This window comes from Bacteroidia bacterium, from assembly GCA_023228875.1.
Classification (GTDB): Bacteria; Bacteroidota; Bacteroidia; order NS11-12g; family UBA955; genus JALOAG01.
Map to the genome: position 1 here is coordinate 214,739 of JALOAG010000003.1, position 26,231 is coordinate 240,969.

The 26,231-nt window shown below is 35.5% G+C and carries 18 protein-coding genes and 1 tRNA gene; 5 read left to right on the forward strand and 14 right to left on the reverse strand.

Annotation, left to right across the window (positions count from 1 at the left end; translation table 11 throughout):
* Positions 1-1,074, forward strand: a complete 1,074-nt coding sequence (locus tag M0R38_05325; GenBank protein MCK9481167.1) for a hypothetical protein — start codon at positions 1-3, stop codon at positions 1,072-1,074.
* 5 nt (positions 1,075-1,079) lie between these two features.
* Here the strand turns inward: M0R38_05325 and tig are convergent, their stop codons facing one another.
* Positions 1,080-2,465 (reverse strand): trigger factor, encoded by a 1,386-nt coding sequence (gene tig, locus M0R38_05330; GenBank protein ID MCK9481168.1) that lies wholly within the window; start codon positions 2,463-2,465, stop codon positions 1,080-1,082.
* A gap of 43 nt (positions 2,466-2,508) precedes the next feature.
* Positions 2,509-2,590, reverse strand: a tRNA-Leu gene (locus tag M0R38_05335).
* Positions 2,591-2,779: 189 nt separating this feature from the next.
* Between M0R38_05335 and M0R38_05340 the strand changes: the two genes are divergently transcribed.
* Positions 2,780-5,014 carry a bifunctional (p)ppGpp synthetase/guanosine-3',5'-bis(diphosphate) 3'-pyrophosphohydrolase gene (locus tag M0R38_05340; GenBank protein ID MCK9481169.1) on the forward strand — a complete coding sequence of 745 codons (2,235 nt, stop codon included), beginning with the start codon at positions 2,780-2,782 and terminating at the stop codon, positions 5,012-5,014.
* Between the two features lie 6 nt (positions 5,015-5,020).
* On the opposite strand, the gene M0R38_05345 is transcribed toward M0R38_05340, so the two are convergent.
* The gene (locus tag M0R38_05345) at positions 5,021-5,785 is read right to left on the reverse strand and encodes an MBL fold metallo-hydrolase (protein ID MCK9481170.1); all 765 of its coding nucleotides are present in this window, start codon (positions 5,783-5,785) and stop codon (positions 5,021-5,023) included.
* Between the two features lie 24 nt (positions 5,786-5,809).
* Positions 5,810-6,859 carry a hypothetical protein gene (locus tag M0R38_05350; GenBank protein MCK9481171.1) on the reverse strand — a complete coding sequence of 350 codons (1,050 nt, stop codon included), beginning with the start codon at positions 6,857-6,859 and terminating at the stop codon, positions 5,810-5,812.
* Positions 6,860-6,914: 55 nt separating this feature from the next.
* Here M0R38_05350 and M0R38_05355 point away from each other — a divergent pair, with 55 nt between their 5' ends.
* Positions 6,915-7,676 carry a PorT family protein gene (locus M0R38_05355; GenBank protein ID MCK9481172.1) on the forward strand — a complete coding sequence of 254 codons (762 nt, stop codon included), beginning with the start codon at positions 6,915-6,917 and terminating at the stop codon, positions 7,674-7,676.
* Between the two features lie 19 nt (positions 7,677-7,695).
* Positions 7,696-8,475 carry an NAD(+) synthase gene (gene nadE, locus M0R38_05360; GenBank protein MCK9481173.1) on the forward strand — a complete coding sequence of 260 codons (780 nt, stop codon included), beginning with the start codon at positions 7,696-7,698 and terminating at the stop codon, positions 8,473-8,475.
* A gap of 6 nt (positions 8,476-8,481) precedes the next feature.
* Here the strand turns inward: nadE and M0R38_05365 are convergent, their stop codons facing one another.
* The 10 genes from M0R38_05365 to M0R38_05410 all read right to left on the reverse strand — a co-directional run bounded on the left by M0R38_05365 (position 8,482) and on the right by M0R38_05410 (position 23,927).
* Positions 8,482-9,003, reverse strand: a complete 522-nt coding sequence (locus M0R38_05365) for a hypothetical protein (GenBank protein MCK9481174.1) — start codon at positions 9,001-9,003, stop codon at positions 8,482-8,484.
* A 48-nt stretch (positions 9,004-9,051) separates the two neighbouring features.
* The gene (locus M0R38_05370; GenBank protein MCK9481175.1) at positions 9,052-11,166 is read right to left on the reverse strand and encodes a glycosyltransferase; all 2,115 of its coding nucleotides are present in this window, start codon (positions 11,164-11,166) and stop codon (positions 9,052-9,054) included.
* Complete coding sequence (locus tag M0R38_05375; GenBank protein MCK9481176.1) at positions 11,159-13,144, reverse strand: glycosyltransferase family 2 protein; 1,986 nt, start codon at positions 13,142-13,144, stop codon at positions 11,159-11,161. The genes M0R38_05370 and M0R38_05375 overlap by 8 nt, the downstream gene beginning before the upstream one ends.
* A gap of 2 nt (positions 13,145-13,146) precedes the next feature.
* Positions 13,147-13,887 (reverse strand): ABC transporter ATP-binding protein, encoded by a 741-nt coding sequence (locus M0R38_05380; protein MCK9481177.1) that lies wholly within the window; start codon positions 13,885-13,887, stop codon positions 13,147-13,149.
* Positions 13,888-13,890: 3 nt separating this feature from the next.
* On the reverse strand, positions 13,891-14,658 hold the full coding sequence (locus M0R38_05385) for an ABC transporter permease (protein MCK9481178.1): 768 nt from the start codon (positions 14,656-14,658) through the stop codon (positions 13,891-13,893).
* Positions 14,659-14,782: 124 nt separating this feature from the next.
* Entirely contained in the window at positions 14,783-15,676 is an 894-nt protein-coding gene (locus M0R38_05390; GenBank protein ID MCK9481179.1) for a transglutaminase-like domain-containing protein, read from the reverse strand.
* Positions 15,677-15,685: 9 nt separating this feature from the next.
* Complete coding sequence (topA, locus tag M0R38_05395; protein MCK9481180.1) at positions 15,686-18,190, reverse strand: type I DNA topoisomerase; 2,505 nt, start codon at positions 18,188-18,190, stop codon at positions 15,686-15,688.
* Positions 18,191-18,227: 37 nt separating this feature from the next.
* Positions 18,228-20,303 (reverse strand): M43 family zinc metalloprotease, encoded by a 2,076-nt coding sequence (locus M0R38_05400; protein MCK9481181.1) that lies wholly within the window; start codon positions 20,301-20,303, stop codon positions 18,228-18,230.
* Between the two features lie 8 nt (positions 20,304-20,311).
* A complete protein-coding gene (locus tag M0R38_05405; GenBank protein ID MCK9481182.1) occupies positions 20,312-22,411 on the reverse strand; it encodes a M43 family zinc metalloprotease in 2,100 nt (699 codons plus the stop codon).
* Between the two features lie 85 nt (positions 22,412-22,496).
* Positions 22,497-23,927: a dicarboxylate/amino acid:cation symporter gene (locus M0R38_05410; protein MCK9481183.1), complete on the reverse strand. Its 1,431-nt coding sequence runs from the start codon at positions 23,925-23,927 to the stop codon at positions 22,497-22,499.
* 212 nt (positions 23,928-24,139) lie between these two features.
* On the opposite strand from M0R38_05410, the gene M0R38_05415 reads away from it, so the two are divergent.
* Positions 24,140-26,134: a peptidylprolyl isomerase gene (locus M0R38_05415; GenBank protein MCK9481184.1), complete on the forward strand. Its 1,995-nt coding sequence runs from the start codon at positions 24,140-24,142 to the stop codon at positions 26,132-26,134.
* Positions 26,135-26,231: the final 97 nt, after the last annotated feature.

Here is a 26,231-nt window from a genome sequence, read left to right on the forward strand (position 1 = left end):
ATGGCAAAAGTACTAAAATCAATGGGATTGAGTTTAAACATAATATCAAGGTATATAGAGAGGTGGCTTATCGTTTGTTTAGTATTGATTCCCCTTGTTATTCAACAATCTTGCAAAAATGATATTGAAGTTTTTACAGAATATAAAGAACAAGCTATTGTGTATGGATTACTTGATTTAAGCCAAGAAACACAGTATCTGAAGATTCAGCGGACCTTTCTGAATCCAAATTCAACAGCACATGAGATTGCCCAACTCAAGGACTCTCTTTATTTTGAGGATGCATCCGTAAAGTTAATAGAAGAACAAACAGGTAAAGAAATAGAGTTTCAACGGATTGACAGTATTCCGAAGGATTCGGGTTTCTTTCAAAATAGTACCAACTATTTATATGCATCGAATGTACTTTTAGATGCAAAATACACGTATAGGTTATTAATTAAAAACAATAAAACCGGTTATACTGCAACAGGAAGAACACAAATTGTTCGTGCGCCAATAGTGAATTTCCCTGTATCAATCAATAATCCCTTTTTCTCTGTTTCACCAAAACTCAATGTCAATCTTAGATTTGTCAATGGACTGAATGCGAAGTCTCAAGATGCATATTTTGAATTTACTGTGGCAGAGTTTCCCGAATCCGATACTACACAAACAACATTTAAGAAAATTCAATGGCATTTTGTAACAAACTTAGTCAATGAGGGAGGAGCTCCCTATATGCCCGGTAATCGCGCTACTTCAGTACCCGGAATTGGTTTCTATGATTTCTTTTTGGGGAATATGGATAATGGTGTTTTTAATACAGATAAGTATGTTCAGAGAAGAATTGTACGTACTGATTTTGTCCTGATTAGTGCTTCACAAGATTTGGCTGATTTTGTCGCTGCTTCTACACCATCTATTGGTATTGTTCAAAAGCAAATAGATTTTAGCAACGTGCAAAATGGTCTTGGAATATTCTCAAGCAGGTACACTTATCGTGTAAATAAAGTTGCAATAGATCCTGCTATCATTGGGTACTTCAATAGCTTGGATTATAAGAAGTATAACGTACTAAGATTTATTGAATAAATCAGTTATGCAGTTGCTGCTGCACCGGTATTTCTTTGCTCGTTAACTTTTTTGTAAAAATCTTCTTTGCTTATTTCTTCTTCTTGAATTGTAACAATCTCTTTTAGTTTGTTTGTTACCTTCCTTCTCAATGCTATGTCATGCATTTTTTGAACAAATGCATATTCTTTAAGCTGTTTAAGGGCGTAATCTTTAACCATGTCAGGAGTAGCATTAGGAATGCCATATTGTCTAAAAAGTCCAATGCTATAAGCAATTGCAGTATCTTCTAATTCTTCAGGAGCAATTTCAATTTTGTTCTCTGCAGCAATCTTTTCGCGAATCAACATTCTTCTTAATGCAAATGCCTCTTGTGCATAACGATCTTCAATATTGCTTTCATTGTATTCACCATCTTTGCTCTCAATGAGCCATCTTTTCAGGAAATTGTCGGGCAATGACAAAGGATGGTTTTCGTCCAATTTCTTGTCAAGATAATGTTCAAATAATTGTTCAGCTTCTTCTGCATAATATTCGCTCATGTTTTCAGACAATTTGGCTCTAAAGGCTGTTTCATCTGTGATGCCGCTGTTTGGAAATACTTTGTCAAAAAGGCTTTGGTTGATTTCGGAAGGGACGTGTGATTTTACTTCATGAATTTCTAACTCAAACACAGGGTTTAAGTCGTTCACCACTTCTTCACCTACTTCCAAAGTCCTTGCAATCATTGCATGATCATTCTTGTATATCTTAAATACATCAATCTGGAATACATCATCTTTCTTCTTGCCAATCAACAAGTTTTTAATTTCCTCATCCTCAATGTTTTTTAAAGAAAAAGAGATGTGTTTATGATGAATGCCGCCTTCCAGATGTTTGCCGTCATTGTCAAGCTCGTTGATAGCAGCGTAAATTAAGTCGTCTGCTTCCACAATATCCTTTTCTTTCATGTCGCCAAATCTTTCTGTAAGGAACTTGATTTCTTCTTCTATTTCATTTGCCGGTAATTGTATTTTATATCTTTTAACCGTGTCTTTATCTGAGATGTTTAATGAAACTTCGGGAGCAAGTCCTATGTCAAAAGAAAGCGTAAAATCCTTTGGGTTAGCAAAGTCAAGAGGCTGTTGGTCTTTTGATTCAATTGGACGTGCCAAAATTTCAATGTTATTATCCTTTAGGTAGTCATTTACAGATTTGTTGGTGAGTTCATTGATTTCATTGATAAGTATAGATTCACCATACATTTTCTTCACCATACCCATAGGTGCTTTACCGGTTCTGAAACCTTTGATAGCAACTTTCTTTTGTTGTTTCTTTAGTTGATTCTCAACATTTGGTTGATAGTCATCGGGTGTAAAAGTAACTGTCAGTGTTGCAGACAGGTCAGCATTTTTATTAAATTGAATATCCACGGATTAATAATATAAATTGAATTGAAATTTTCTCAAAAAAGAGTGCGGATGAAGGGAGTCGAACCCCCACGGGTTGCCCCGCTAGATCCTAAGTCTAGTGCGTCTACCAATTTCGCCACATCCGCATTCGATAAAATAAAGAACACTTCTTTTTGAGGGGTGCAAATATAAATCTTTTTTGTTGCCAATGAAATTCATTTTTAAAAATTCTATGCTAAGTAAATTCCTCATTTTTTCACACTATGCGTACATTTTTAATTCTAAAGACTTGTTGAATATCTTAGTTTTGCATAACAGAAACACTAATAAAATCTATGGTTACAGAAGTGAGTGAGTCGGAGCTTGAAAAACACACAAAAGAAGAGCTTGAAAACAAAGAAATTATTAATCGTTACAGGCGGCTCTTGCGTTCGGTAAGATTTCCTTTGTCTAAAGAAGATAAAAAACTAATTCGTGATGCTTTTGATCTCGCCTTGGATGCACATAAAGGAGTCAGAAGGAAGTCCGGTGCTCCATACATTTTTCATCCTATCGAAGTTGCCAGAATTGCTGCACGCGAAATAGGGTTGGGCGCAACCTCAATAGCCTGTGCTTTAATCCATGATGTGGTAGAAGACAGTGATTATACACTGGATTATATCAAACGAAAATTTGGAACCAAGGTTGCTCAGATTGTAGATGGATTAACCAAGATTTCAGGGGTGTTTGACTACACTGATTCAATGCAGGCAGAGAATTTTCGCAAAATGCTGCTTACATTGTCAAAAGATGTTAGAGTGATATTGATTAAACTATGCGACCGATTACACAATATGCGCACATTGGATTCAATGTCGCGAAAAAATCAGCTCAAGATTGCTTCCGAAACGTTGTTTTTTTATGCTCCCTTAGCGCATCGATTGGGTTTGTATGCCATCAAAACTGAATTGGAAGACTTAGCGATTAAATATACTGAAAGAAAAAAGTACAATGATATAAGCAATAAGTTGAAGGAAACTAAAGCCTCTCGTGATCGCTATATGAGACGCTTTGCTGAACCCATTAAAACAGCTTTGGATAGTCAAAAAATTCAATATGAATTAAAAGGTAGGGTAAAGTCAATTTACAGTATTCTTCAAAAAATGGAAAAACAACAAGTGCCATTTGAAGAAGTGTATGACTTATTTGCAATCAGAATCATCATTGATTCAAAAATGGAAAACGAAAAGGCGGATTGCTGGAAGGTGTATTCGTTAATAACAGATATTTATTACCCCAATCCTTCAAGATTGCGAGATTGGATATCGCAACCCAAAAGCAACGGATATGAATCGTTGCATACAACAGTGATGGGACCCGGAGGGATGTGGGTAGAAGTGCAAATTCGAACTAAACGAATGGACGAAGTGGCTGAACAAGGTTATGCCGCACATTGGAAGTATAAGAATCACGGGGCAGAAAAGGAAGCCGGACGTGGTTTGGATGACTGGTTGTTAAGGGTGAAAGATGTGTTGGAGAATCCTGGCCCCAATGCAATGGATTTCCTTGATCAATTCAAAAGTCAATTGATGGAAGATGAGATTTTTGTTTTTACCCCAAAAGGAGAACTCAAAAGTCTGCCTGCTAATTCTACCGCACTTGATTTTGCATTTGAAATCCATACGGAAATTGGTATAAAATGTATTGGTGCTAAGGTTAACAATAAGTTGGTGCAACTCAAAACCAAGTTGTCAAATGGTGATCAGGTGGAAATATTAACCTCTGATAAGCAATCGCCTAAAGAGGAGTGGTTTGGATATGTTGTTTCGGGTAAAGCTAAAAACAAGCTTAAAGATTACTTTAATGAGGAAAAGCGCAAGGATGCGGAAAAAGGAAAAGAAATACTCAAAAGAAAGTTCAAAACTACAAAAATTGTTTTTTCGGATGAACATATAAACAGGGTTGTTGAATTTTATAAAGAACGCTCAGCTACTGATTTGTTTGCTTCTATTGGTAAGGGGTTGTTCCCAATAGAAAATGTTGATATTAAAAAAGTATTTGCAAAAACAAAAAAACAGAAGACAATTGAAATCAAACCGGCTCCGGTCATTAAGTTTCCTGATAAAGGCTCGAGTATTATTGTAGGCGATACTCCGGAATTGTCTTACAAATTAGCTCCCTGTTGTAATCCTATACCGGGTGATGATATATTTGGGTTTGTTACAGTAGGTGAAGGGGTGAAAATTCATCGAACTAACTGCCCGAATGGTATCTCCTTGATGTCAAATTATGGCTATCGAGTGATTAAAGCTGAATGGCAAGAGCAATATAGCAACAGTGCCAAGCAGTTCTTAGTCGGAATCAAAATTGAAGGAATTGACGATGTTGGGGTTTTGAGTAGTTTAACTGATATTATCTCAAAATCCATGAAGGTAAATATCAAATCAATTACTGTGAAATCAAATGCCGGTACTTTTGAAGGCAAGATTCTATTGTTTATCACAGACACGAAACACTTAGATGAGTTAATTAACAACATAACCACAAAACATCAGTACATGAAAGTAACTCGGATAGATGTTTCAGGATAGGAGTAGCTAAATAGTAAGTTCCAAGCCGTCAAAACCAAGGTGGATACCCTGTGGAAGCTCTTTTTCGACTTCGTTATGCAAGCCAAGTTGATGGCTTATATGTGTTAAAAAAGTTCTCTCTGCTTTTACCTCTTGCACAATCGCAATCGCTTCATCTAATGTGAAGTGTGAAATGTGTTTCTGTCGTCTAAGCGCATTTAATACTAAGACTTTTGCACCTCTTATCTTGTCAAGTTCCTTAGGTTCAATGTGGTTTGCATCTGTAATATAAACGAAATCTTGAATCCGAAACCCCAAAACCGGTAAATAGTAATGCAAGACTTTGATGGGTGAAACTTGAATGTCTTCTATCAAAAATGGGTGCTCAGTATTAATAGTGTGTAATTTGACTTCAGGAATGCCTGGATATTTTTCATCAGAAAAAACATAATGAAACTCACGTTTTAGTGCATCTTGGACATTTGTTGTGGCATAAATATTTATTGCCTTTTTTGAAAAATAATTGAAAGCACGAATGTCATCCATGCCTGCAATGTGGTCTTTATGTTCATGTGTAAAGATGAGCGCATCTAATTGCTTGGTATTGCTCCGTAACATTTGCTGCCTAAAGTCAGGACCTGAGTCAATGACAAGTACCTTGTTATTTATTTCAATTTTAATAGATGTTCTTAAACGTTTGTCTTTGGGGTTGGACGATTGACAAATTTCGCAAGGGCAGGCAATTACAGGTACACCTTGTGAGGTTCCGGTTCCCAAAAAAGTAACTTTCATTTGTTGTGCAAATATAGAATCGGCTTACGGCTTATATTTGACTTTCCGCAAAAATGTTTCTGCGTCACTCATGTTCATTAATTCCTTTAATGTGATTGAAGGATTTTTTTTCATAAAAGCATGTACAGCTTGCCAGCCTACAAACTTTCCTAACATAGGAGGGGTGTTGGGAGGTACTCCTGGAGCGGTTGTAAATGGTCCTTCTGTAAAATATCTCATATACGTTCGCTTTTCGGTTGAATATAGAATATCCTCCTTGATGATATATTCCCAAATGTTCTTTTCTTCTTCTTTGCAAAACTTATATTCTTCTGGAGTGTAGCCTATAATCAGGTGTTTGGGTAAATTCGGCATCATCGCTTCAGTGAAATACAGCAGTCTGCCCCAGTAAAACATGTTGTCTGCAAAACTGTTCTCGCGATTTGTAGTATAAAACATGTCATTTCCTAATGCCACCAGTGTTAAAGCTGAGATGTTATCGGGGACGAGCAGTTTGTGAAAATAATTTTCGATAGGAGGTTGCAAACTCTTATACATATAAAAAGTGTCGCCTAAGTGCATGTCTAAAGAAATCCCAACATAGCCTTGCCCGATTGGGTTAAGTGTCATGCTGAAATTAGAAAAGAAGGTAACAATATCCGGTATGCTGTCGTTTGGGAAGTAGTATTTAAAATGTTTGAAAGCATTTGTCAATTCCTTTTCTTGAGATGAAAAATCTTTGAAATGAGCATTCATAATAGACATTAATCTGTCTAATGTTTGACTTGCAAGTATTTTTTTGAGCACTTGTTTTGTTTCGGGAGCATCAGCGTTTCCAATGCCCATCATGCCGGGAGCTTCTATCCAGTCATAATAAAACTGCCCATATTTGTTTTTGAGTTCTGATAATCCTTGTTCAAAAGCCGCATCAGACTGAAGTGAGCCTTTTAGTTTGTAGAAATCTTGCTCAAATCGCTTGATTTGAATTTTAATGTCTATTTTGCTTGTGTCCACATCAAGAGGATTGTCGTTGCAACCTACAATTATCAAAGAGAATAGCACTATAAATAAGTTTTTTAATCGAGTATGCAGCATTGAATTTTTTTTCTGATTTTTGCGCAAAATAAACATCAAATTCGCATCTTGTATTATGAAAGCAAATTTTAATTTCAAATTATTGTCAGTTCTCTTCATCCTTTTTGGTTTTTCTTATTCATCAAAAGCCGCAGAAGGGGATAATAAGATGTTCCAATTAGGTTTAACCGGTTCGGGAAATTTCTGTTGGAGCAGTGGTGCTGTGAAACCACTTTATTCTAATGGTTTAGGACTCGGTTATTCTATAGGAATAATGGGGGATTGGAACTTGATGAAATCTAAGAGCAATTATTTTATGTCATTTGAACTACTCACTTCCAATCTTGGCACGAGAACCAGATTTGATAATAGCTTTGTTTTAACAAATAAGAAAGATAGTATTTTGTATGAAAATATTGAACACACTTATAGGCTGACCTATATTGAAGTTCCTATTTCACTTAAGTTGAAAATTAATGAGATTGGTTATATTACTTGGTTTGCACAGTTTGGGCTGGCTCCCAGTATTTTATATAAAACAAAAGCAAAGTTCAGGGCTGAAAGGGTGGGAACACATGACAAACTCACAACCGAATATTTTAACAATAATGCAAAAGAAGGAGACGATATAAACCAAGAGTTTTATGATTACAAAGATGATGTTCGTTTTTATAGAATTGCAACTTTCCTTGGTGCAGGAATGGAATATCGTTTTTCAGGTAATACCGCTTTTGTAGCCAGTGTTAGGTTTAATAATGGATTAAATGATATACTGACAGAGAAGAAATTGAAAGTTCACAATGCTTTTGTTGCACTGCACGCAGGAATATTGTTTTAATTAAAGCACGTTTTTAAAAATGAAAGAACTGAATTCCGCTTTAGAACAAGGAATCAAGGATTTCTTTTTAAAGGCAGGGTTTCAAAAAGCAGTAATAGGAAGTTCAGGGGGGATTGATTCTGCATTAGTACAAACCTTGGCATCTAACGCACTTGGAGCAGAAAATGTAACTGCTTTCATAATGCCTTCTGAGTTTTCCTCTCAAGGATCTGTTGATGATGCTGTTGCATTATGTAACAACCTTGGGAATCCGTTTCATATTATCAAAATTGCCCCTCTCTATGAGCTTTATCTCCATACCTTAAAAGAGGTTTATGGCAATACTAATTTTGACTTAACCGAAGAAAATCTTCAAGCTCGAATCCGCGCCACTTTGTTGATGGCATATAGCAATAAGAAACACGCATTATTGTTAAATACAAGTAACAAAAGTGAATTGGCTGTTGGATATGGGACTCTTTATGGTGACTTATGTGGAGCAATCTCTGTAATTGGTAATTTATATAAAACTCAAGTGTATCAACTTGCGCGACACCTGAATAAGGATCAAGAAATTATTCCTAATCATATCATCCAAAAAGCCCCAAGTGCAGAACTGCATCCGGGGCAAAAAGATTCAGACTCGCTACCTGAGTATGCAGAATTAGATAAAGTTCTTGTTGAGTTAATAGATAATCAAAAGTCGGTTGAACAGGTTGTAGCACAAGGGTTTAGCGAAGAATTAGTTAGCAGAATAGTGAAACTTGTTCAAAGGAGCGAGTTTAAGAAAGCACAAGTTCCACCTATACTGTATGTGTAAAGATTCTTAATCTTTTATCAGTAGCCGGTGATTATTTTTTAATTCGTCTTGCCTGATTTTAACATCTTTGATTGCAGCATCAAACAAGATTGTACTTTCTGTAATTTGTTGTTCTATTTTCAGTGTGAGTGAACTCAAATCAGTGTCTGTTTGAGATGAAAATTTGTCTGCATCTTTTAATTCCAGAAGCGATTCTGAAAGTTCCTTTTTCTCGCATTGTTGCCAGTGCTCAAGAATTGTAATTTCTAATTGGTAAGAAAACAACTCTGCTGCAACCCATTTTTCTAAATCATTTTCCTTCTCAGGGTCTTTCGATAATTTCCAGTGTCGCTTGATTTCGTTGTGGTAATTATGGGTATTAATAAATAAGCTCTGTGATGCAGATTCCCATTCATCTGTTTCAGCGTTGTTGGAAACGGATTTCTTGAGTTCAATTTCGAATTGTGTTAAGAATTTTTGATACTCATCAATGGCTATCGCAAGCTGTGTATTTTTCTTAGGCTTGCTTGGAGTGCAACTTATCCCCATGCTGCAAGCTAAAGAGATATAGAACAAAAGATATTTCACAGTGAGAATTTAGAGGGTAAAGGTGTTGCGAATATCTTGAATGATTGTCTCCTTGTTGTGAAAAGTATTGACGAATTCAATTCCATTCTTGCCTAAGCGTTGTAATTCATCAAAATTGTTTAATAAGATATTTTTAATACTTTCTACATCTTCCTCATCACTTCTTACTTCATATAATATACCTGCTTTCCCGTTTTCAATAATCTCCTTAAATCCAACAATGTTCGCAGCAATGATAGGTAATTCCAACTGAGCACATTCAATTCCAACAAGCGGATAACCTTCAAATCTGCTGGGAAACACTGCTACATCAAACATAGTAAAGAACTTTTCGGGATTTTTAGTAGCTCCTGTATAGGTGAGGTTGGTAAGTGATTTTATTTTGGGCATAAGCGATTCTAACATAGGTCCATCGCCAACCATAACAAAATGATAGTCATTATTACTTTGCATTTTATATGCTAATTCAACAAAAATATCAGGACGCTTTTGGTCATGGAATCTGCCTAAGAATCCAATGATTTTTTTGTTCGGGTCTATGCGATATTTGTTGAGTTTAACGTCTCTGTTTCTTGGCTCTTTTAAAAATGCGTTGTAATCAATCATATTGTATATGACAGATATTTTTTGTGCTTGTTCACCATACTTGCTTATTAAAACATCTTTCCAGAAGTTACTGGTTACAATCCGTTTATCAATATGTTTTTGATAGTGTAAAGCTGCTTCAAACCAACCATTATTGTCAAATTCTTCGCAATGCAATAAGTCGTAAATAACAGTTTCCGGGAACTTTTGTTTAATCAGAGGAGTTAAAAGATAGAGCATGGGATTGCTCATATTTAATATCAGACGTGGTTTTTCAATTTTAATGATTTCCCACAATGCGAGCAATTTTGGATAGGGTCCTTGTGCAAAGTCCGAAAGAGAAAGTTGAGAATCAGATACTTTTTCAAACACATCCTTTAAAGTTCTTGCTACGCCCTCTGAATCCATTACTACATCAACAACCTTGTAATTCAAGTGCTTGATTTCATGCATATAGTCATATAGAATGTTTTCAGCACCTCCGGTATGCCACCAAAAATGTGTACATAACGCAGTTTGATTATATGCAGTACAAACAGGATAATCTTTGTCAAACTCTATTGGGAACCCTGACTTGAATCCCGCCATTTTATGTGTCTTCGTAAATTTCTTTTCACTTTCCAGCCTCTTTTTTATAAGTAATGACGGTGCAAAAACAAATCGAAAAGCGTCTTTGACTGAGAAAGTTGTGGGAGCGCGATGTGTAAAAAAGTAAATAGTCTTGCGCAATAAATTGGTGAAAAATCCACTATGTCCTGCAAATTTGTTGTTATCTTTTTTAAAAGATTCTTGTGCAGCAGAGAGATTAAAGATGCTACGCCAGTTTTGGCGATATGCCAAAAGTGTTCCCAGATTTCCTTCTTCCTCAGTTCTGGTTAGTAGCGACTTTATATTTTGACGATAGTTAAATATTACTTTTTTGACCGGTACTCCAAATTTGCCTTTGCCCAGTGCCCTTTGCCAAAAATCCCAGTCTTCAAATAGTTTAACATTTTTAGAAAGTACTTTGGTTTTTTGACCCTTTAACTTTTCCCATAATTCTCGCTTGATTGGAGAGGTAACCACTTGATAGTTTGATAGAAATAATTTTTTGGCTGAAAAATCAGGAGCTATATCCACTTTGTTTCTATATCCAAATTTTCGCAAACTGGGATAAACCCAAGATGCATTTGGGTGTGCGCAGTGTGTGATATAACAATATTTCAGATATTCAGGTTCTAATGTGTCATCACTGTCCAAACATACAATATACCTACCTTGTGAATGTCGTACCCCTATGTTGCGTGTCTCTGCTAACCAACTGTTTTTTTCATTGATTACCACCTTGATAGGGATTCCTTTATAGTTGCCTTGTTCTTTAAGTGCAATTATTTGTTGTTGAGTCGCTTTATCTGTTGAACAATCATCTACGATAATGATTTCGATTTTACTTAAATCAAAGTCTTGTGTAATGACAGAGTCAAGACATTCTTCAAGATAAATACCGGTATTATAAACAGGGATAATAAAACTAAATAGGATTTCTGTTTTGTTAGCCATTTTTAAGTTCGTAATTCTTAGAAATCCTTGTTAGGTTATCGTTGTAAAAGGGGTCGTTTTTAATCATTTTATCCCATTTGTTTAATAAATAATTCTTTTCATTGCTTTGGTGTGCGCGTGCTTGAGGACGTAGCATTGGGTTGCCTCGAGTAAGACACTCGTAGTGATACATAGAGACGTGAGGGATATAGATATTAAAATATCCAACTGTATAGAGTTTGCAACATAAGTCCACGTCATTACAATCTACAGCCAGATTTTCATCAAAACCGCCAACCATTTCAAACTTCTCACGCGAAACCATCATACATGCTCCGGTTACCGCTCCATAATTTGTTATACAATTTGCATTGTTAAAATATCCCGATGTGTCTTTGTGTGCTCCTGAATAAATATGTGCTCCTGTTTCATCCAATGATAAAATAATGCCCGCATGTTGGATTGTGTTGTTCGGATATAACAGTTTCACACCAACTGCTCCGGCATTCTCTAACTGAGCAAATTTTATCATCTCTTCTAATAAATTCGGGGAAATGACTTTGGTGTCATTATTTAAGAATAGTAAATATTCACCGTTTGCGATTTTTGCGGCTCTGTTATTCAAGATTGAATAATTGAACGGGATATCAATACGAATTGAACGAATTTTGTTAGGATGATTGTACTCGTATTGTGCGAGGGTACTCAAGAAAGTTTTCTCTGTGCTTCCATTATCAACTACAATGATCTCGTAGTTAGGATAGGAAACTTGTTCTAATATTGAATCAATACACTCTTGTAAAACCGCACTCTTATTCTTTGCCGGAATAATAATACTCACGGTTGGGGAATTTGCTAAATTAAATTTAGGGGTAAAACAGCCTAATGCAGTTTCGGATAGCTTTGCATAGCTGTTCTGATAATACATTGCAAGGAAGTGATTTAAGGCTTGGTGGTTCTCTTTTATTTCTTCACTTGTAATATTGCGTTGGTATTTATGATATAGTACTTTTTGAATATGATGCACGCTCGAAGCATGATGAGTCAAATTCAAAATCAGGCTATACACATTGTTGTAATATTGAATGTTTGCCTTATGAAGTAACTCCGAACTTGTAACAAACATATCCCCAATATAGTTTCTTGCTAATAAAGTGTGAGGGCTCCAGTCAGGTTTGAAATAAGGATTCTCAGTTGTATCAGGATAATTTTTATTGTAAAAATCATTGTCTGAATAAATAAAGTCTATTATCGGATTATTGTTAATAGCATTGGCAATATGATACAGATAATGAGGTGCAGGAATGCAATCTAATTTAGCAAAAACTATATGATTTTGTTCAGGAACCTTGTCTATTGTTTGCTCATCAACGAGAGAAAAACGAATATCAGTAGATACTATTTTTTCTATGGTGTAACTAATTATTTCACTAGGATTTTGAAGAAAAAACTGTATGTCAAACTTTGTATAAACTTGACTTTCAATCGCTTTAAGAAAATGATTGAGTTGTTTAAAGTTGTTACGATTGATAAATACGATTAAATTGAAATGAGGTTTGATTGCAAAACGTTTGATATTATCTTGCATTAATTCAAAATCACTTTCTCTTGGGAAGTTTTTTTGCTTGAATTTTTCATAATTAATAGGTTCGTACCCTTTTCCAAAACCAATAATAGAATTTACCTTGCCAAAAAGTAATGTAAACAGTTGTCTGAAGAATTTTCCAATTAAGAAGAGTCCATGTCTTGAGAATAAGAATCGCACTCTCTGAAAAAATTTCCATTTTTCATCCTTTAAGTAACTGTCGCTGGTAAGAATTAGTTTGGTTTTGGTGAAGAATAAATACATCTTCCAATAAGGACTGTCTTCAATCTTCTTGATTCTTTCTTCATAATTACGCACTGCATTAAACAGAACTTCATAGTCCTCTTCATTTTTTGCTAAGGCAGGATTTGTGTTTTTAGAAATCCGTTCGTTGGTAATTTTAACTTCGTTCACGTTCAGTTGTTAAATAATTGTAAATACTTTTCACCTACGGACTGAACATCTCCAAACATTTCTAAGCGTCCATTGTTTATGAGAGCAGCTTTTGTACACATATTCTGAACCTCACTCATACTATGAGAAACATAAACCACTGTGGTTCCTACAGCTTTTAATTCTGTTACTTTCTTCAAGCATTTTTCTTGAAATCCTAGATCCCCAACTGCCAACACTTCGTCAATTAATAAAATATCCGGTTGTTTCATTATAGCTATACTAAATGAGAGTCTGCTCATCATGCCCGTACTATACCTTTTAACAGCCCAATGTATTGTGTCCCCTAATTCCGAAAATTCAATTATTTGAGGAATCAATTCTTTTGTTTCTGCAATAGAAAGCCCCATGAGTGCACAGCTAAGCTTTATGTTTTCCAATCCGGTCATTTCTTGTTCTAAACCGATGCCAAGTCCAAGCAATGGAGCAACCTTTCCTTTGATGGTTATTTTTCCTTTTTCAGGTTCAATTATCCCTGATAAAGCACGTAAGAGTGTGCTCTTGCCAGAACCATTTTTCCCTAACAAACCAATGCTCTCGCCTTTGAATATTTCAAAGGTAATATCTTTCAATACAAATTGTTTCTGTAATAAATTAGTCCTACCCAGTTTAAATATAAACTCTTTTAATGATACGTGTCCGCTATCTCTAACATAAAAGCATATATCTACATTCTCTAACTTTATTACAGGTTCGCGTGTCATCTTTTATATGTTTGAAATAAAGCCCTTGCGATATTTATTGAAGAAATACAAACCTAACACAAGCACACAAAGTGCAATGAAAGTACAAATCAGAAGATTCGTTGCATCTGGAAATCTGGAATAATAAAAAATGTCATGATAACATTCCATAAAGTAATAGAAAGGGTTCATTTTGATGTATTTCTGTGACTCGGTTGGAATAATATCAATTGTGTATGCAATGGGAGTGAAGTAGAAGAAAGCAGGCATGATGCTGGTCCAGAGTAATTGTACATCTCTGAAATAGACATTGGTGGTACCTAAAAACATGCCTAAGCCTAAAATGAATGTTGCGGTTATAAGCAATAAAGGTATCAAGGCAATAATACTAATGTCTAATTTGTAGCCAAGAAAGAACATCAGGATTGAGAAAGGAATCAGCGAAAGCATGAGGTTGAAAATTGCTGCCAAGACTGCCGATAATGGAAAACTCAGCGGATGTAAGTTGATGGACTTGAGTATGGAAGCATTATCAATAAAAGATGTTAAAACTTGTAAAACCGATGCCGATAAAAAATTCCAAAAAACTAATCCGCTTAGAGCATAGAGTGCATAATTAGGTATTGAAGCGATTTCTCTAAAAATGATTAACATTATGACTAGAAAAATAAGCGGATTGAGCATGCTCCAAAATACACCTAATAGGGAATTTTTATAGCGTAGTTTTATTGTTTTGACCGCCAAACTTAGTACTGCATTTCTGAATCCCTTATCTGATAACGAAGAAAGCACCGTTTAAAAATTTCGGCAAAATTAGCTTAATTGTTCTTTATGCCCAAACTTGTTTTCTGTTCAATTGCAAGTACATAGAAAAGTAGAATGGTAGAGGATTATTCTTGATTAGAAGTAACGCTTATTAAGCATTAAGCAGGTTTAACAATTTTTCATATTGTTTCACGCGAAATTCTTGATTTCGCATTGCGTATGAGTTATATAAATTGCGCAATACTCTAATGACAATATCTCTATTTGAACATGGGTAAAATTGCTCGGGAGCGACATTGTCAATATTAATTTGTTGTAGAAATATTTCAACATGTTTCTTTCCAAATACAGAACCTTCATTAAAAGGGTTGATATAAAAAAGTACATCATAACCTTGTGGTGCATCAATCATTAGTCCCTTGGAATCTGCGTTAGGAGAAGGCAAATCAGGTATGTCTAAATAAGCTAAAATAAAATGTTGAGGAAGATTGACCCCATAAATTGGTATAAAGAGTCGCTGTGCTACAATTGAATATAATATAGCCAAAGAGATAGGATTCCCTTTTTTCTTCTTTATAACTCGGTTGAGAAAACTGTTGTCAGGATTGTGATAGTCGGAGTTGTCTCCTTTGAAATTAAACCGCTTAAAAAATACATGATTCAAGATGTTCACCTTCTCTAATGCAGTTAAGTCATTTCTTAAATCAAGCCATACCTCAAGTTTGATACGCTCAATTTCTTTATTAAGTTCATTAAAGTCAATATCAGAACCACTAGTGAGATTAGTCAACCATATCCCTTTTAGCAAATCCTCAGGAGAGGAAGCCCATTGAACAATATTGTCAGATACTTTCGAAAGCTCAATTTCACGAATTAAGTTATTTAACCTCTCAATACCTTCAGGACTGTCAAAAGGTAAATTTTCTAAACTCTGTTTCAAGGACGGCAATATTGTGTCTCCCAGTTGAAGAATCTTGTTTGTAACTTCTTCTCTAACTGTTTTATCCGGGTCGTCAATTAGGTATATCAACGCATTGAAGTCCATGTTGTACAACTATTTTTCACTCCTTTTTTTCTTTGACGTTGATTTTGCAGGGGTATTTTTAATAATTTCTTCTGCTTGTTCAATTGTCAATGCTTCCGGATTAATATTACCTAATTTGTAGTTGTTACCACCAAAAGAGAAATATGGACCATATCTGCCGTTTTGGATTACGATTTCTTTGTCTCCACTTCCCAGTTTTTTGATTACTTTTTTCTCTTCTTCTTGAGATTTGGCAAGAATAATTTCAATAGCCTTCTCTTTGTTTATCTCAAAGAGGTTTGTACCTTTTGGTAATGAGAAGTATTTTGATTTGTATTTAATATAAGGTCCAAATCTGCCTTTATTGACTTCTAATGCGTTGCCTTCCCACTCGCCAATCTGAAGTGGTAGTTTGTCAGCGTTTTTATCTTCATTGCGTTTTGCCTGAATCACCATGATAGCTTCTTCTTCATTTACTGACAGAGGGTCGAGCGTCCTGGGTAGAGAGTAAAATTTCTTGTTATGTAAAATATATGGACCGAATTTGCCAATGTTGACAACCAATTCTGTGCCTTCCAAGTTGCCAATTGTGCGTGGGAGCTTAAATAAATCCAAAGCTTCCTCAATACTAATTGTTTCAATACTTTGTCCCTGTCTGAGGCTTGCAAATTGTGATTTTTTATTTTCATCAGGTTCAACAATCTGTACATAAGGTCCAAATTTCCCCATTTTAGCAACAATTTTATTTCCGCTTTTAGGATCAATTCCGACCTCTCTTTCACCGGTAACTTTCTCTGCGGTAGTGGCTGTCTTTGTAACGAGCGTATGAAACGGGTGGTAGAATTTGTCTATCATGTTGCTCCATTTTTGCAACCCGGAAGCAATATCGTCAAATTCCTTTTCTACAGAGGCAGTAAACCCATAATCCATAATTTTGGTAAAATGTTCTGAAAGGAAATCTGTTACTAAAGTGCCAATATCCGAAGGAATTAATTTTCCTTTTTCAGAGCCTGTTTTCTCAGATTGAATCGTTGAAGTTATATTATTCTTCTTGAGGGTATGGGTTTTTATTTCTCTTGCAACTCCTTCCTTTTTTCCTACTTCAACATAGCCTCTTTTTTGTATTGTTGAAATAGTGGGAGCATAGGTAGAAGGTCTGCCGATACCTAATTCTTCAAGTTTTTTTACCAAACTTGCTTCCGTATATCTTGAAGGTGGACGACTATATTTTTGTTCAGCAGTGACCGAATCAGCTACAACAGTGTCTGACTTCTGTATCGGTGGTAAAATACTTGTGTTTTCTTCAGTTTCTTCGTCATCGTTGGATTCCATATACACTTTCAGAAAACCATCAAATTTAATTACCTCACCTTCCGCAATAAAGATGAATTTATGATTGTTTGATTTTATCTCAATAGTGGTTCTTTCAAGTTTTGCACTCGACATTTGTGAAGCAATTGCACGTTTCCAAATGAGATTATAGAGTTTCTTTTCTCTTTCTGTTTCACCTGCAAATTGAACATTAAAATTTGTTGGTCTTATTGCTTCATGTGCTTCTTGAGCTCCTGCAGTTTTGGTGGTATATTTTCTTGTATGTGAATAGTTTGCTCCGTATTCATTGGTAATAGTGTTTTTGGCAGCACTAATTGCCAAGTCGGACATGTTTAATGAATCCGTTCTCATATATGTTATGTGTCCTTCTTCATATAGCTTTTGTGCTAATTGCATGGTCGTGCTTACCGGGGTGCCAAACTTTCTTGAAGCCTCTTGTTGTAATGTGCTCGTAGTGAAAGGCGGTGAAGGATTGCGTTGAACAGGCTTTGTTTCTACATTTTGTACTGTGAATATTGAGTTTTTAGAGTTTTCTAAAAATGAAATAGCTTCTTCTTCGGTTGGGAAACGATTATCCAATACGGCTTTAAAAGTAGCACCTTGGAAATTAAATATGGCACTTATTTGATAATCTGATTTTGTAGTAAAATCTCTAATTTCTCTTTCTTTCTCAACTACTAAACGCACTGCAACAGATTGTACTCTGCCTGCTGATAGAGAAGGTTTAACCTTTTTCCATAAAAGTGGTGAAAGTTCATAACCTACAAGTCTATCAAGAACCCTGCGTGCTTGTTGTGCATCAACAAGATTGATATCAATGCTTCTTGGGTTTTTAATGGCATGTTCAATGGCGGGTTTTGTAATTTCATTGAATACAATACGCTTTATGTTCTTCTTTTTTAAATCCAATACTTCAGACAGATGCCAAGAAATGGCTTCTCCTTCTCGATCATCATCCGATGCAAGCCAGATTGTGTCAGCTTCTTTGGTTAATTTTTTGAGTTCATTAACTAATTTCTGTTTGTCAGCGGGAACAACATATTTTGGTTGATAGTTGTTGTTGAGATCTATTGCGCTATCTCCTTTGTCTAAATCTCTGATATGACCATAGCTGGATTTGACTAAAAAATCACTACCGAGATACTTTTCAATTGTCTTTGCCTTAGCAGGAGATTCTACAATTACGAGGTTTTTTTTCGACATATATTATTTACTAAAACTAGATTACAGCGACTTGTAATCAGTCGGCAAATATCAGTCTTTTAGTGAATATGCCCTCATTTGTTTCAAATTTCAGAAAATAAATGCCGGGTTTAATCCCCTTACTTCTTAAATCTATGTTTTGAATCAAGTCCTTTTCGGCAATATTGTTGTCATAGATTGTTGCAATATTTCTACCGGACATGTCAAATAATGTGATGGAAGTCTCTTTGTTTAAGAACAGTGGATTCAAATGAATATTGAACAAGTCCGTACTTGGATTGGGATGAATATTAATCAAGGCATCCAGTTCTATATCACTAATTGATGTGAAATATTGACTGATATTTATGTCATCAATGAAAATTGGATTGCCTCCTCCACTTACTATTTCAATGCGTATTTTAATACTTGTAGAAGTTTCAAATTCAGATAGTGAAAAATTAATTCTTTTCCATTCATTCTGATTAGAAGGTGTGAAATTGCTCACAAATCCAACACTTGATGAAAATTGCGCGCTCAATCTTTGTACCTTTTGTTTCCAGGTACTTCCACAATCTTCAGATACGTAGATTCTAATGTAGTCAATAGCAGTTGAGTTGCGTCTTCCATAGCCAACCATAAATGAAATCTTTGGATTCATGCCTGCCATCTTGGAGATGTTCATTGAAGGAGTTTCTAAAACAAAGCGGGTTCCAGTATTAGAATTGGTAATATTGGCTTTTATGCTATTATTACCATAAAATCCAACATTTGCTTTTGCAAAGGTGTCAAATCCGGTACCCGTCAATTGAGTGATGCCTTCTAATGAAAAGGAATTATTGGTCTCAAAACTTTCAGCAATACCGGTTAAGGCAGCAACTTTTGGGAGTACTTTTATATATTTTTTTATTTCATAAGACGAAGAACCAACACTATTTGTTGTAGTCAATTTTACATTATATTCTCCCGGCTCATCATATATGATAATAGGCGAGGGTTGATTTGAGGATTGAATATTACCTCCTTCAAACTCCCAAGTTCTTTGAGATACAAGACCATTACACGAATTATCCATAAATTGCACAGGGCTGCCGGCACAAACAATTTGAATATCACTTTCGAAGAAAGCAAAAGGCTTTTCACCGGCTTTGGGTAGAATACCGGTAAATTCTAAATTCTCATTGCTATAGAGATTTTTTCTTGTGTAATCATTGCTTTGTAAAAATCCATAAACTCGATTCTTCTGACCAATTGAAAACATGGATTGGCAGCCATGGGAGTAGTCCATGAAGTTCTCCCACTGATCGTAATATTGATTGTTAGCACAACTCTTGTTGGTTGGGTTGCATCCGGAGTTGGAAAATTGTGCAGATACGGGAGGGGTGTCGGCAACTAAATCACCACCCTGACTTTCGTTACAACCACCTTGGAATGTATGGTAAAGTCCTAAATAGTGCCCGACTTCATGTGTCAAAGCTCTTTGGTATAGTGGATTAGCTGCACCAAATGAGCCAACAGCATCAGAGCGCATAACAATACCATCTGTGCTTGCAGACATGAATGGGAAGTTGGAATATCCCAATATGATTCCACTACCATTACCGCTATAAATTGAGCTTACTACCCATATATTCAGATACCGATTTACAGGCCACTTAATTAAACTTTTAACATTATCTCCTGCATCAATGTGTAATGAAGATGTTATGCGATTGATTCCATTTGTGCAATTTCCTTGTGGGTCTTTTTTTGCTAATTGGAATTCAATTTCCATATCAGCTATCAGAGGCTTAAAGGGCGCATTGGCATTGTTGCGAACATTTTGAGTATCAGCATTTAACTTGTTAAAGTCTTCATTCAATATACGTATTGCGTCAAAAACTTGCTCGTTTGAAATGTTCTCAGGTCCATTCGTATTTATTATATGAAAAACTACGGGAATAATGATTTTACCACTTCTGCGTTCAGTTTGTTGATTGGTTGTTGATTCAGCAATAGGATCATGCCAATTAGGGGTTGCAAGTTTCCATTCTTCAAAACGCTGATCTGTTCCGCATTGTTGGCTATAAACGTGATGAACAGAAAAATATAGAAGAAGAGAAGTGAATAAAGGGAGAAACAGTTTTTTTGACATAATACGTATTAATCAGTAATTATCAATTTCTTAGTTGATATTCCTTCGTCAGTAAAAATTTTAACAAAGTATAAACCGGCACTGATGTTATAGTCTTTAGGGTTAATTTCAATTGCAAGATTATGTCCCTGAATTTTATTGCTGTTTAATAATGCTATTTCTTTTCCATTGATATCAACTATTGAGATTCTAGCAAAGGTATTTGCATTCACAGACGCTAATTGAATTGTAAAGTTGCTGTTACTTGGGTTGGGGAAAATTACAACATCGAGTGGTTTGTCAAGTGTAGGAACGGAAGTGTAGTATTGACTTAAATTTATATTATCAATGTAAATTGGGTTACCTCCACCACTTTCAGCAACAATTCTAATTTTGAGATTAGTAGCATTGCTATAGCTATTTAAAGGACAATCATAACGTTTCCAATCATCCTGTGTCTGTGGGACAACACCAACTCCAAATCCTGGATAAGTAGAAAGGAAAGTGCTATTGCGCTGTACCACTTGTTGCCATGTAGCACCACAGTCTTGAGAAACATATACTCTTACAACATCCTGGATTGTAGCATCTCTTCTTGCATGCGCAACCATAAAAGACAGTATTGGAGTGCCACCCATCTTAGTCATGTCAAGCCCGGGTGACTCAACAGCATATCTGTAGGCAAAATTGAAAGAGTTAATAGGTGCTTTTAAACTAACATTGCCGTCATAGCTGATGTTTTTTACAACTTCAAAAGGATAATATCCGGGTTCTGCAACTTGGTATAAACCTGAACTAGTAAATGAGTTTCCTTTAGCTTCCTCAAAGCCTTCAAAAAGGCCTACTTGAGGGGTTGTAGCAGCATGAACCTGAATATATTGTTTGATTTCAAATTCGTCTTCGCCTGATGAGTTGCTAACTTTAAGTTTTACAGCAAATTTACCGGGATTTGAATATGTAACTAATGGATTAACATCAGAAGAAGTGGTTACATCCGCTCCTTCAAATGTCCATGTTCTATTTGTAATATTGATACCGGCACAAGGAATTGATGAGAACTGAATTTGACTGCCCGCACAAATTACTGTCTTGTTTGCTCTGAAACTTGCAACCGGTTTTGAGGCAGAACCGGAAATGCCTGTGAATTCAAGGTTTTCTTCAGAATAAAGTTTATGTCTGGAAAATTCTTTACTTGTAAGGTAAAAATCAACTCTTTCTTTTTGTCCATGAGTGAACATTACTTGACAACCATGTGAATAGTCCATGTAGTTTTCCCATTGGTCATACATAGTGTCTAAAACAACTTTTCCACTTGCATCATAGAAACAACTATTGCCGGTGGGAGGGCAAGATGTGTTTGTGAATTCTTCTTTCACTAAGGGAGTGTCATCTACACGGTCATTAGGGAAGGTACAGCCACCTTGAAACGTGTGCAGGAGTCCTAAATAGTGCCCGACTTCGTGTGTCAGAGTTCGCCCTTGATCAAAACCGGAATAACCAACTTCGCTCGCAATGATAACAACGCCATCTTTAGACGGGGTCATCCATGGGAAATTAGCAAAACCTAATACAGTACCTTTTGCACCGGAAGAGTTAATTGAAGTAACTACCCATATATTTAAATAACGATCCGGAGGCCAAAGAACTAATTCTTTTACATTATCTCTGGCATTGGTTCCAATTGTTGAATAAATTCTTTCTATACCATTGGTACATCTGCCTTGTGGATCTCTCTTTGCGAGTACAAATTCTATTTCAAAGTTCGCAACAAGCGGAGCAAAAGGTGCATGTAAAGAATTTCTTACATTGCCAACATCAGGATTTGTTGCGCTATAATCTTCATTTAAAATTTTTATTTGATCAAATATCTTGGAGTCCGGAATGTTCTCTGGTCCATTTGCATGAATAATATGAAAAACAACAGGGATTGTAACCTTTGTACGTCTTCCATTGGTAGTAGAACTTCCAGCGGTTTCCGCATCGTTAAATATGGTAGGATTCTCTTTTCTCCATTCTTCTAATGTTTGATCAGAACCGCAAACATGGTGAGTTTGTGCGTGGGCATTATTGATAAAGACAGTTGCGACTGTTGCGAATAGAATAGATTGGAATGTAGTCTTTGTGATCATGCTTTCTTAATATTATGGTGGGCAAATATATAATTTATAATTTGTAATATGTTGTTTCGATTGGTGTGTGTTTGTCTATTTTTTACTAACGGCTTAAATTGTTTGTTTTCTGTTCTGTTTTCTCAACAATTGTGGCTGTAATTGAGTCTCCGGTAACATTGATTACTGTTCGACACATATCTAAAATTCTGTCAATTGGTAGAATGATTGCAATCCATGCGGGATTGAGGTGTACAGACTGCAAAACCATGATAAGCATAATGAGTCCGGAACTTGGGATTGATGCTGCACCAATGGATGCCAATGCAGTCGTTAATACAATGGTCATTTGTTGTGCTATGGTCAAATCAATCCAATGTAGTTGAGCTAAAAACACTATGGCTACCGCTTGGTATAAAGCAGTGCCATCCATGTTGACAATAGCACCTATAGGTAAAATAAAACTGGTCGTCTCTTTGGAAACTTTTAAATTGTTGCTAACACATTCTATTGTAACGGGTAGGGTTGCTGCACTTGAGCTTGTTGAAAATGCAAGGAGTTGGGCAGGTCCCATTGATTTAAAGAAAAATTTATAACGAGATATAAAACTCTTGTTCTCAGGTTGTTGGACACCTAAAAAGATATAAAGTGAAGGATAAATTATGAACAAAAGGATTGAGAGTCCTGATACTACTACTATGCTGTATTTGAGTAAAACAGAAAGTATGTCTATCAGTTCGGTCATGTTAGAAGCCATTTCGGTCATGTTCCCTGCCATCAAGCAGAAAACAAAAAAAGGAGAAAATGACATTACAATATCTACCATCTTAAGGTAAATATGATTCAATCCGCCAAAGAAGAAAGTAAGATTTTCGCTATATTGTTTAGGAATTTTTTTGATTGCAATGCCAAAAATGATTGAAAAGAAAATGATTTGAAGAAGTAGTGTGTTGTTAGACAGGGAGTTTACAATATTGTCCGGAACAATTTCCACTAAGAATGAAAGCGGAGATTGTTGTTTTGTTTTTGTTGCAACCTCAATTTTTTCTGCAAGTTTGCTATTGTTCAATGTGCTTTCATTACCACTTTCTGATACTTCATTGGAGTATTTTGGATCCGACAAAATGTTTTTGTTGTCAATTAAATGAATGTCGGGAGTGGATTGCGCCCATTTTTCGTATGTGATACGGTTTTTTATTTTTTGCTCGATAGGGATTGTTTTTCCCGGTTCAAAAAGATTCACAACTCCAAGTCCAACAATGATAGCAATGAATGTTGTGATTCCGAAAATAATGAGTGCTCTTGTCCCCATTCGTCCGAGTTTTGTAAGGTCAGAAAGTTCAGCAATTCCTGTAATAATTGAAAACATGACTAATGGGATGGCGATTAGTTTGAGCAAATTCAAAAAAATGACTCCAAAAGGAGAGAGCCAGTCTTGAGTGAATGAATTAAATCCAAAGTATATTGAACTAAATGCCCAAATTATCCCAGCTATTAACCCAATGAGTATTTTCCAATGCAATGCTATTTTTTTCACTTTGTTGAGATGTGATTGTGAAATAAACTTGAGTGGGCAAAACTATTTGATTTTTTTGAATTGAAAAGATGAATGATATTGTATGTGATTACTTGTGTTTTCGATTAAACATGAATGTATGGTGTTCATTGGAATAAAAATTGTTAGTGCTTTTTTATTTCATCAAGTGTAAGTTTGCGCGCTCAATCAAAAATGAAATATTGCAATTTATTATGAAGATATTAAAAGTTCAATTGATGACAATGGCTTTGCTATTGTCTGCAACAGTTTTTTGCCAACATAATGATGATGTGGTTTTTTCCTACGGAAACCATAAAGTTACTTATGATGAGTTTAAGAGAGGGTTCTTAAAAAATCAGTCAATAGAAAAAAAGCAGATAACCCAAAAAGATATCAATGATTATTTGAACCTTTATATCAACTTTAAACTAAAGGTTCAAGATGCTTATGATAAGCAATTTGACACATTGCCGAGTTTTAAAAATGAGTTAGTAATGTATAGGAAGCAAATTGCCCGACCATTTCTTACTGACAAAACGGTAAATGAGCATTTAATGCAAGAAGCGTACAGTCGAATGAAGGAAGAGGTTGATGCATCTCATATTTTGATTGTTGTAAAGAATTTTGATAATCCATTGGACACAATGAAGGCGCGTAAGCTTTTAGATAGTATTCGTAATTTAATTATTGAAGGTAAAATGGATTTTGCAACAGCAGCTGAGAAATACTCTCAAGACCCTTCTGCAAAATACAACAAAGGTGAGTTAGGGTATTTTACGGCATTTGAGATGGTTTATCCTTTTGAGTCTATGGCATATAATACGAAAGTAGGAGATGTAAGCCCTGTCTTTAGAACAGATTTTGGTTATCATATTCTAAAAGTCAATAATAAGCGTCCGGCAGATGGAGATATCAAAGTGTCGCATATCATGATTAAATTAAATCAGAATGCAACTCAACAAGAAATTGCGCAAGCAATGGAAAAAGCAAACAGCATATATTCAAAAATTAATTCAGGTGAGAAAACATTTGAAGAAATGGTAAAACTTTATTCAGAAGATAACACTTCTTCTGCAACAGGAGGCGAGCTACAATGGTTTAAGCGCACAAGTCAATATCCAATTGAGTTCAAAGAAGCAGCCTTTAGTTTGAAACATGATGGGGATATATCTAAACCCGTAAAGACTAATTATGGCGTACACATTATAAAACGCATTTCACTCAGACCGATTGAATCTTATGATAAAGTTTTGGGTACCTTGTCCCAACGCATTAGCAGAGATTCGCGTTCTCAACAAAATACAGAAGTGGTGTTTGCGCGTGTTAGCAAAGAGTTAAATCTGAAAGAGGGTGAAAAAGTGTTGAAGAAATTCATAAAGTCATTTGCAAAAGACCAAACACTTACTGAGGGCAAATGGAAGTATGTTGCAGATAAAAATGCAACGAAGATAATTCTGTCTTATGCTGACCAAAAGCTGACAGTTGCTGATTTTGCAAAATTTATTGAAGGTGCTCAAAGCCCTGCTGAAAATGCCAATAAAGAGGGATTAATCAAAAAGTATTTTAAAGAGTTTCAGGTTGTCAGCCTGATGAATTATTATGAAAATAATTTAGAGAAATTCAGTCCCGATTTTCAACATCTTCTTCAAGAATATAAAGAAGGTATCTTGTTGTTTAGTCTTATGGATGAAATGATTTGGACCAAGAGTATGCAAGATTCTATTGGTTTGCAGGAGTTCTATAATGCAAATAAGCAAAGATATCAGTGGGGTGAGAGGTTTGACGCTGACATTTTCATTGTGTCAAATGTGGAAATAGAGAAGAAGATTTCTCAGATGATAGCTAAGGGCATTGCTAGTGACAGTATTATAAATTACTACAAGAAGGCTGACCCGCTTGCCTTATCGGTTAAGAAAGGTAAGTTTTCTAAAGGTGAAGACCCTGCTGTTGATTTACTATTTGACAAGGCTGATGCAAAGAATACAAAAGGCAATTATTATACAGAATTAAAGGAAGGCTCAACTTTATATATTGTCAGAGCCAATAAGTTTTTACCTCCTTCTCTCAAAGAACTTGATGAAATTAGAGGACATGTTACCAGCGATTACCAATCTGAACTTGAAAGTCATTGGATTGAAAGTTTGAAAATGAAATATCCGGTAAGTGTTAATATGGAGGTTGTCAACAGATTGCAACAAGAAAAATAGTGAATTAATCCACTATTGAGATAGTATGTGAATACTATCAAAAATGATTTTTTTATTCGAAAATCAAACTAAGTTTGCGCCCAATAAATTTTATTTT

What these genes read in the sequence shown, in the direction of transcription:
- M0R38_05390 (MCK9481179.1), bottom strand. Translation starts at nt 15,676, where the DNA reads ATGGACTTCAATGCGTTGATATACCTAATTGACGACCCGGATAAAACA.
- nadE (MCK9481173.1), top strand. Translation starts at nt 7,696, where the DNA reads ATGAAAGAACTGAATTCCGCTTTAGAACAAGGAATCAAGGATTTCTTT.
- M0R38_05345 (MCK9481170.1), bottom strand. Translation starts at nt 5,785, where the DNA reads ATGAAAGTTACTTTTTTGGGAACCGGAACCTCACAAGGTGTACCTGTA.
- M0R38_05400 (MCK9481181.1), bottom strand. Translation starts at nt 20,303, where the DNA reads ATGTCAAAAAAACTGTTTCTCCCTTTATTCACTTCTCTTCTTCTATAT.
- topA (MCK9481180.1), bottom strand. Translation starts at nt 18,190, where the DNA reads ATGTCGAAAAAAAACCTCGTAATTGTAGAATCTCCTGCTAAGGCAAAG.
- M0R38_05355 (MCK9481172.1), top strand. Translation starts at nt 6,915, where the DNA reads ATGAAAGCAAATTTTAATTTCAAATTATTGTCAGTTCTCTTCATCCTT.
- M0R38_05380 (MCK9481177.1), bottom strand. Translation starts at nt 13,887, where the DNA reads ATGACACGCGAACCTGTAATAAAGTTAGAGAATGTAGATATATGCTTT.
- M0R38_05325 (MCK9481167.1), top strand. Translation starts at nt 1, where the DNA reads ATGGCAAAAGTACTAAAATCAATGGGATTGAGTTTAAACATAATATCA.
- M0R38_05370 (MCK9481175.1), bottom strand. Translation starts at nt 11,166, where the DNA reads ATGGCTAACAAAACAGAAATCCTATTTAGTTTTATTATCCCTGTTTAT.
- M0R38_05340 (MCK9481169.1), top strand. Translation starts at nt 2,780, where the DNA reads ATGGTTACAGAAGTGAGTGAGTCGGAGCTTGAAAAACACACAAAAGAA.
- M0R38_05415 (MCK9481184.1), top strand. Translation starts at nt 24,140, where the DNA reads ATGAAGATATTAAAAGTTCAATTGATGACAATGGCTTTGCTATTGTCT.
- M0R38_05405 (MCK9481182.1), bottom strand. Translation starts at nt 22,411, where the DNA reads ATGATCACAAAGACTACATTCCAATCTATTCTATTCGCAACAGTCGCA.
- M0R38_05365 (MCK9481174.1), bottom strand. Translation starts at nt 9,003, where the DNA reads ATGGGGATAAGTTGCACTCCAAGCAAGCCTAAGAAAAATACACAGCTT.
- M0R38_05350 (MCK9481171.1), bottom strand. Translation starts at nt 6,859, where the DNA reads ATGCTGCATACTCGATTAAAAAACTTATTTATAGTGCTATTCTCTTTG.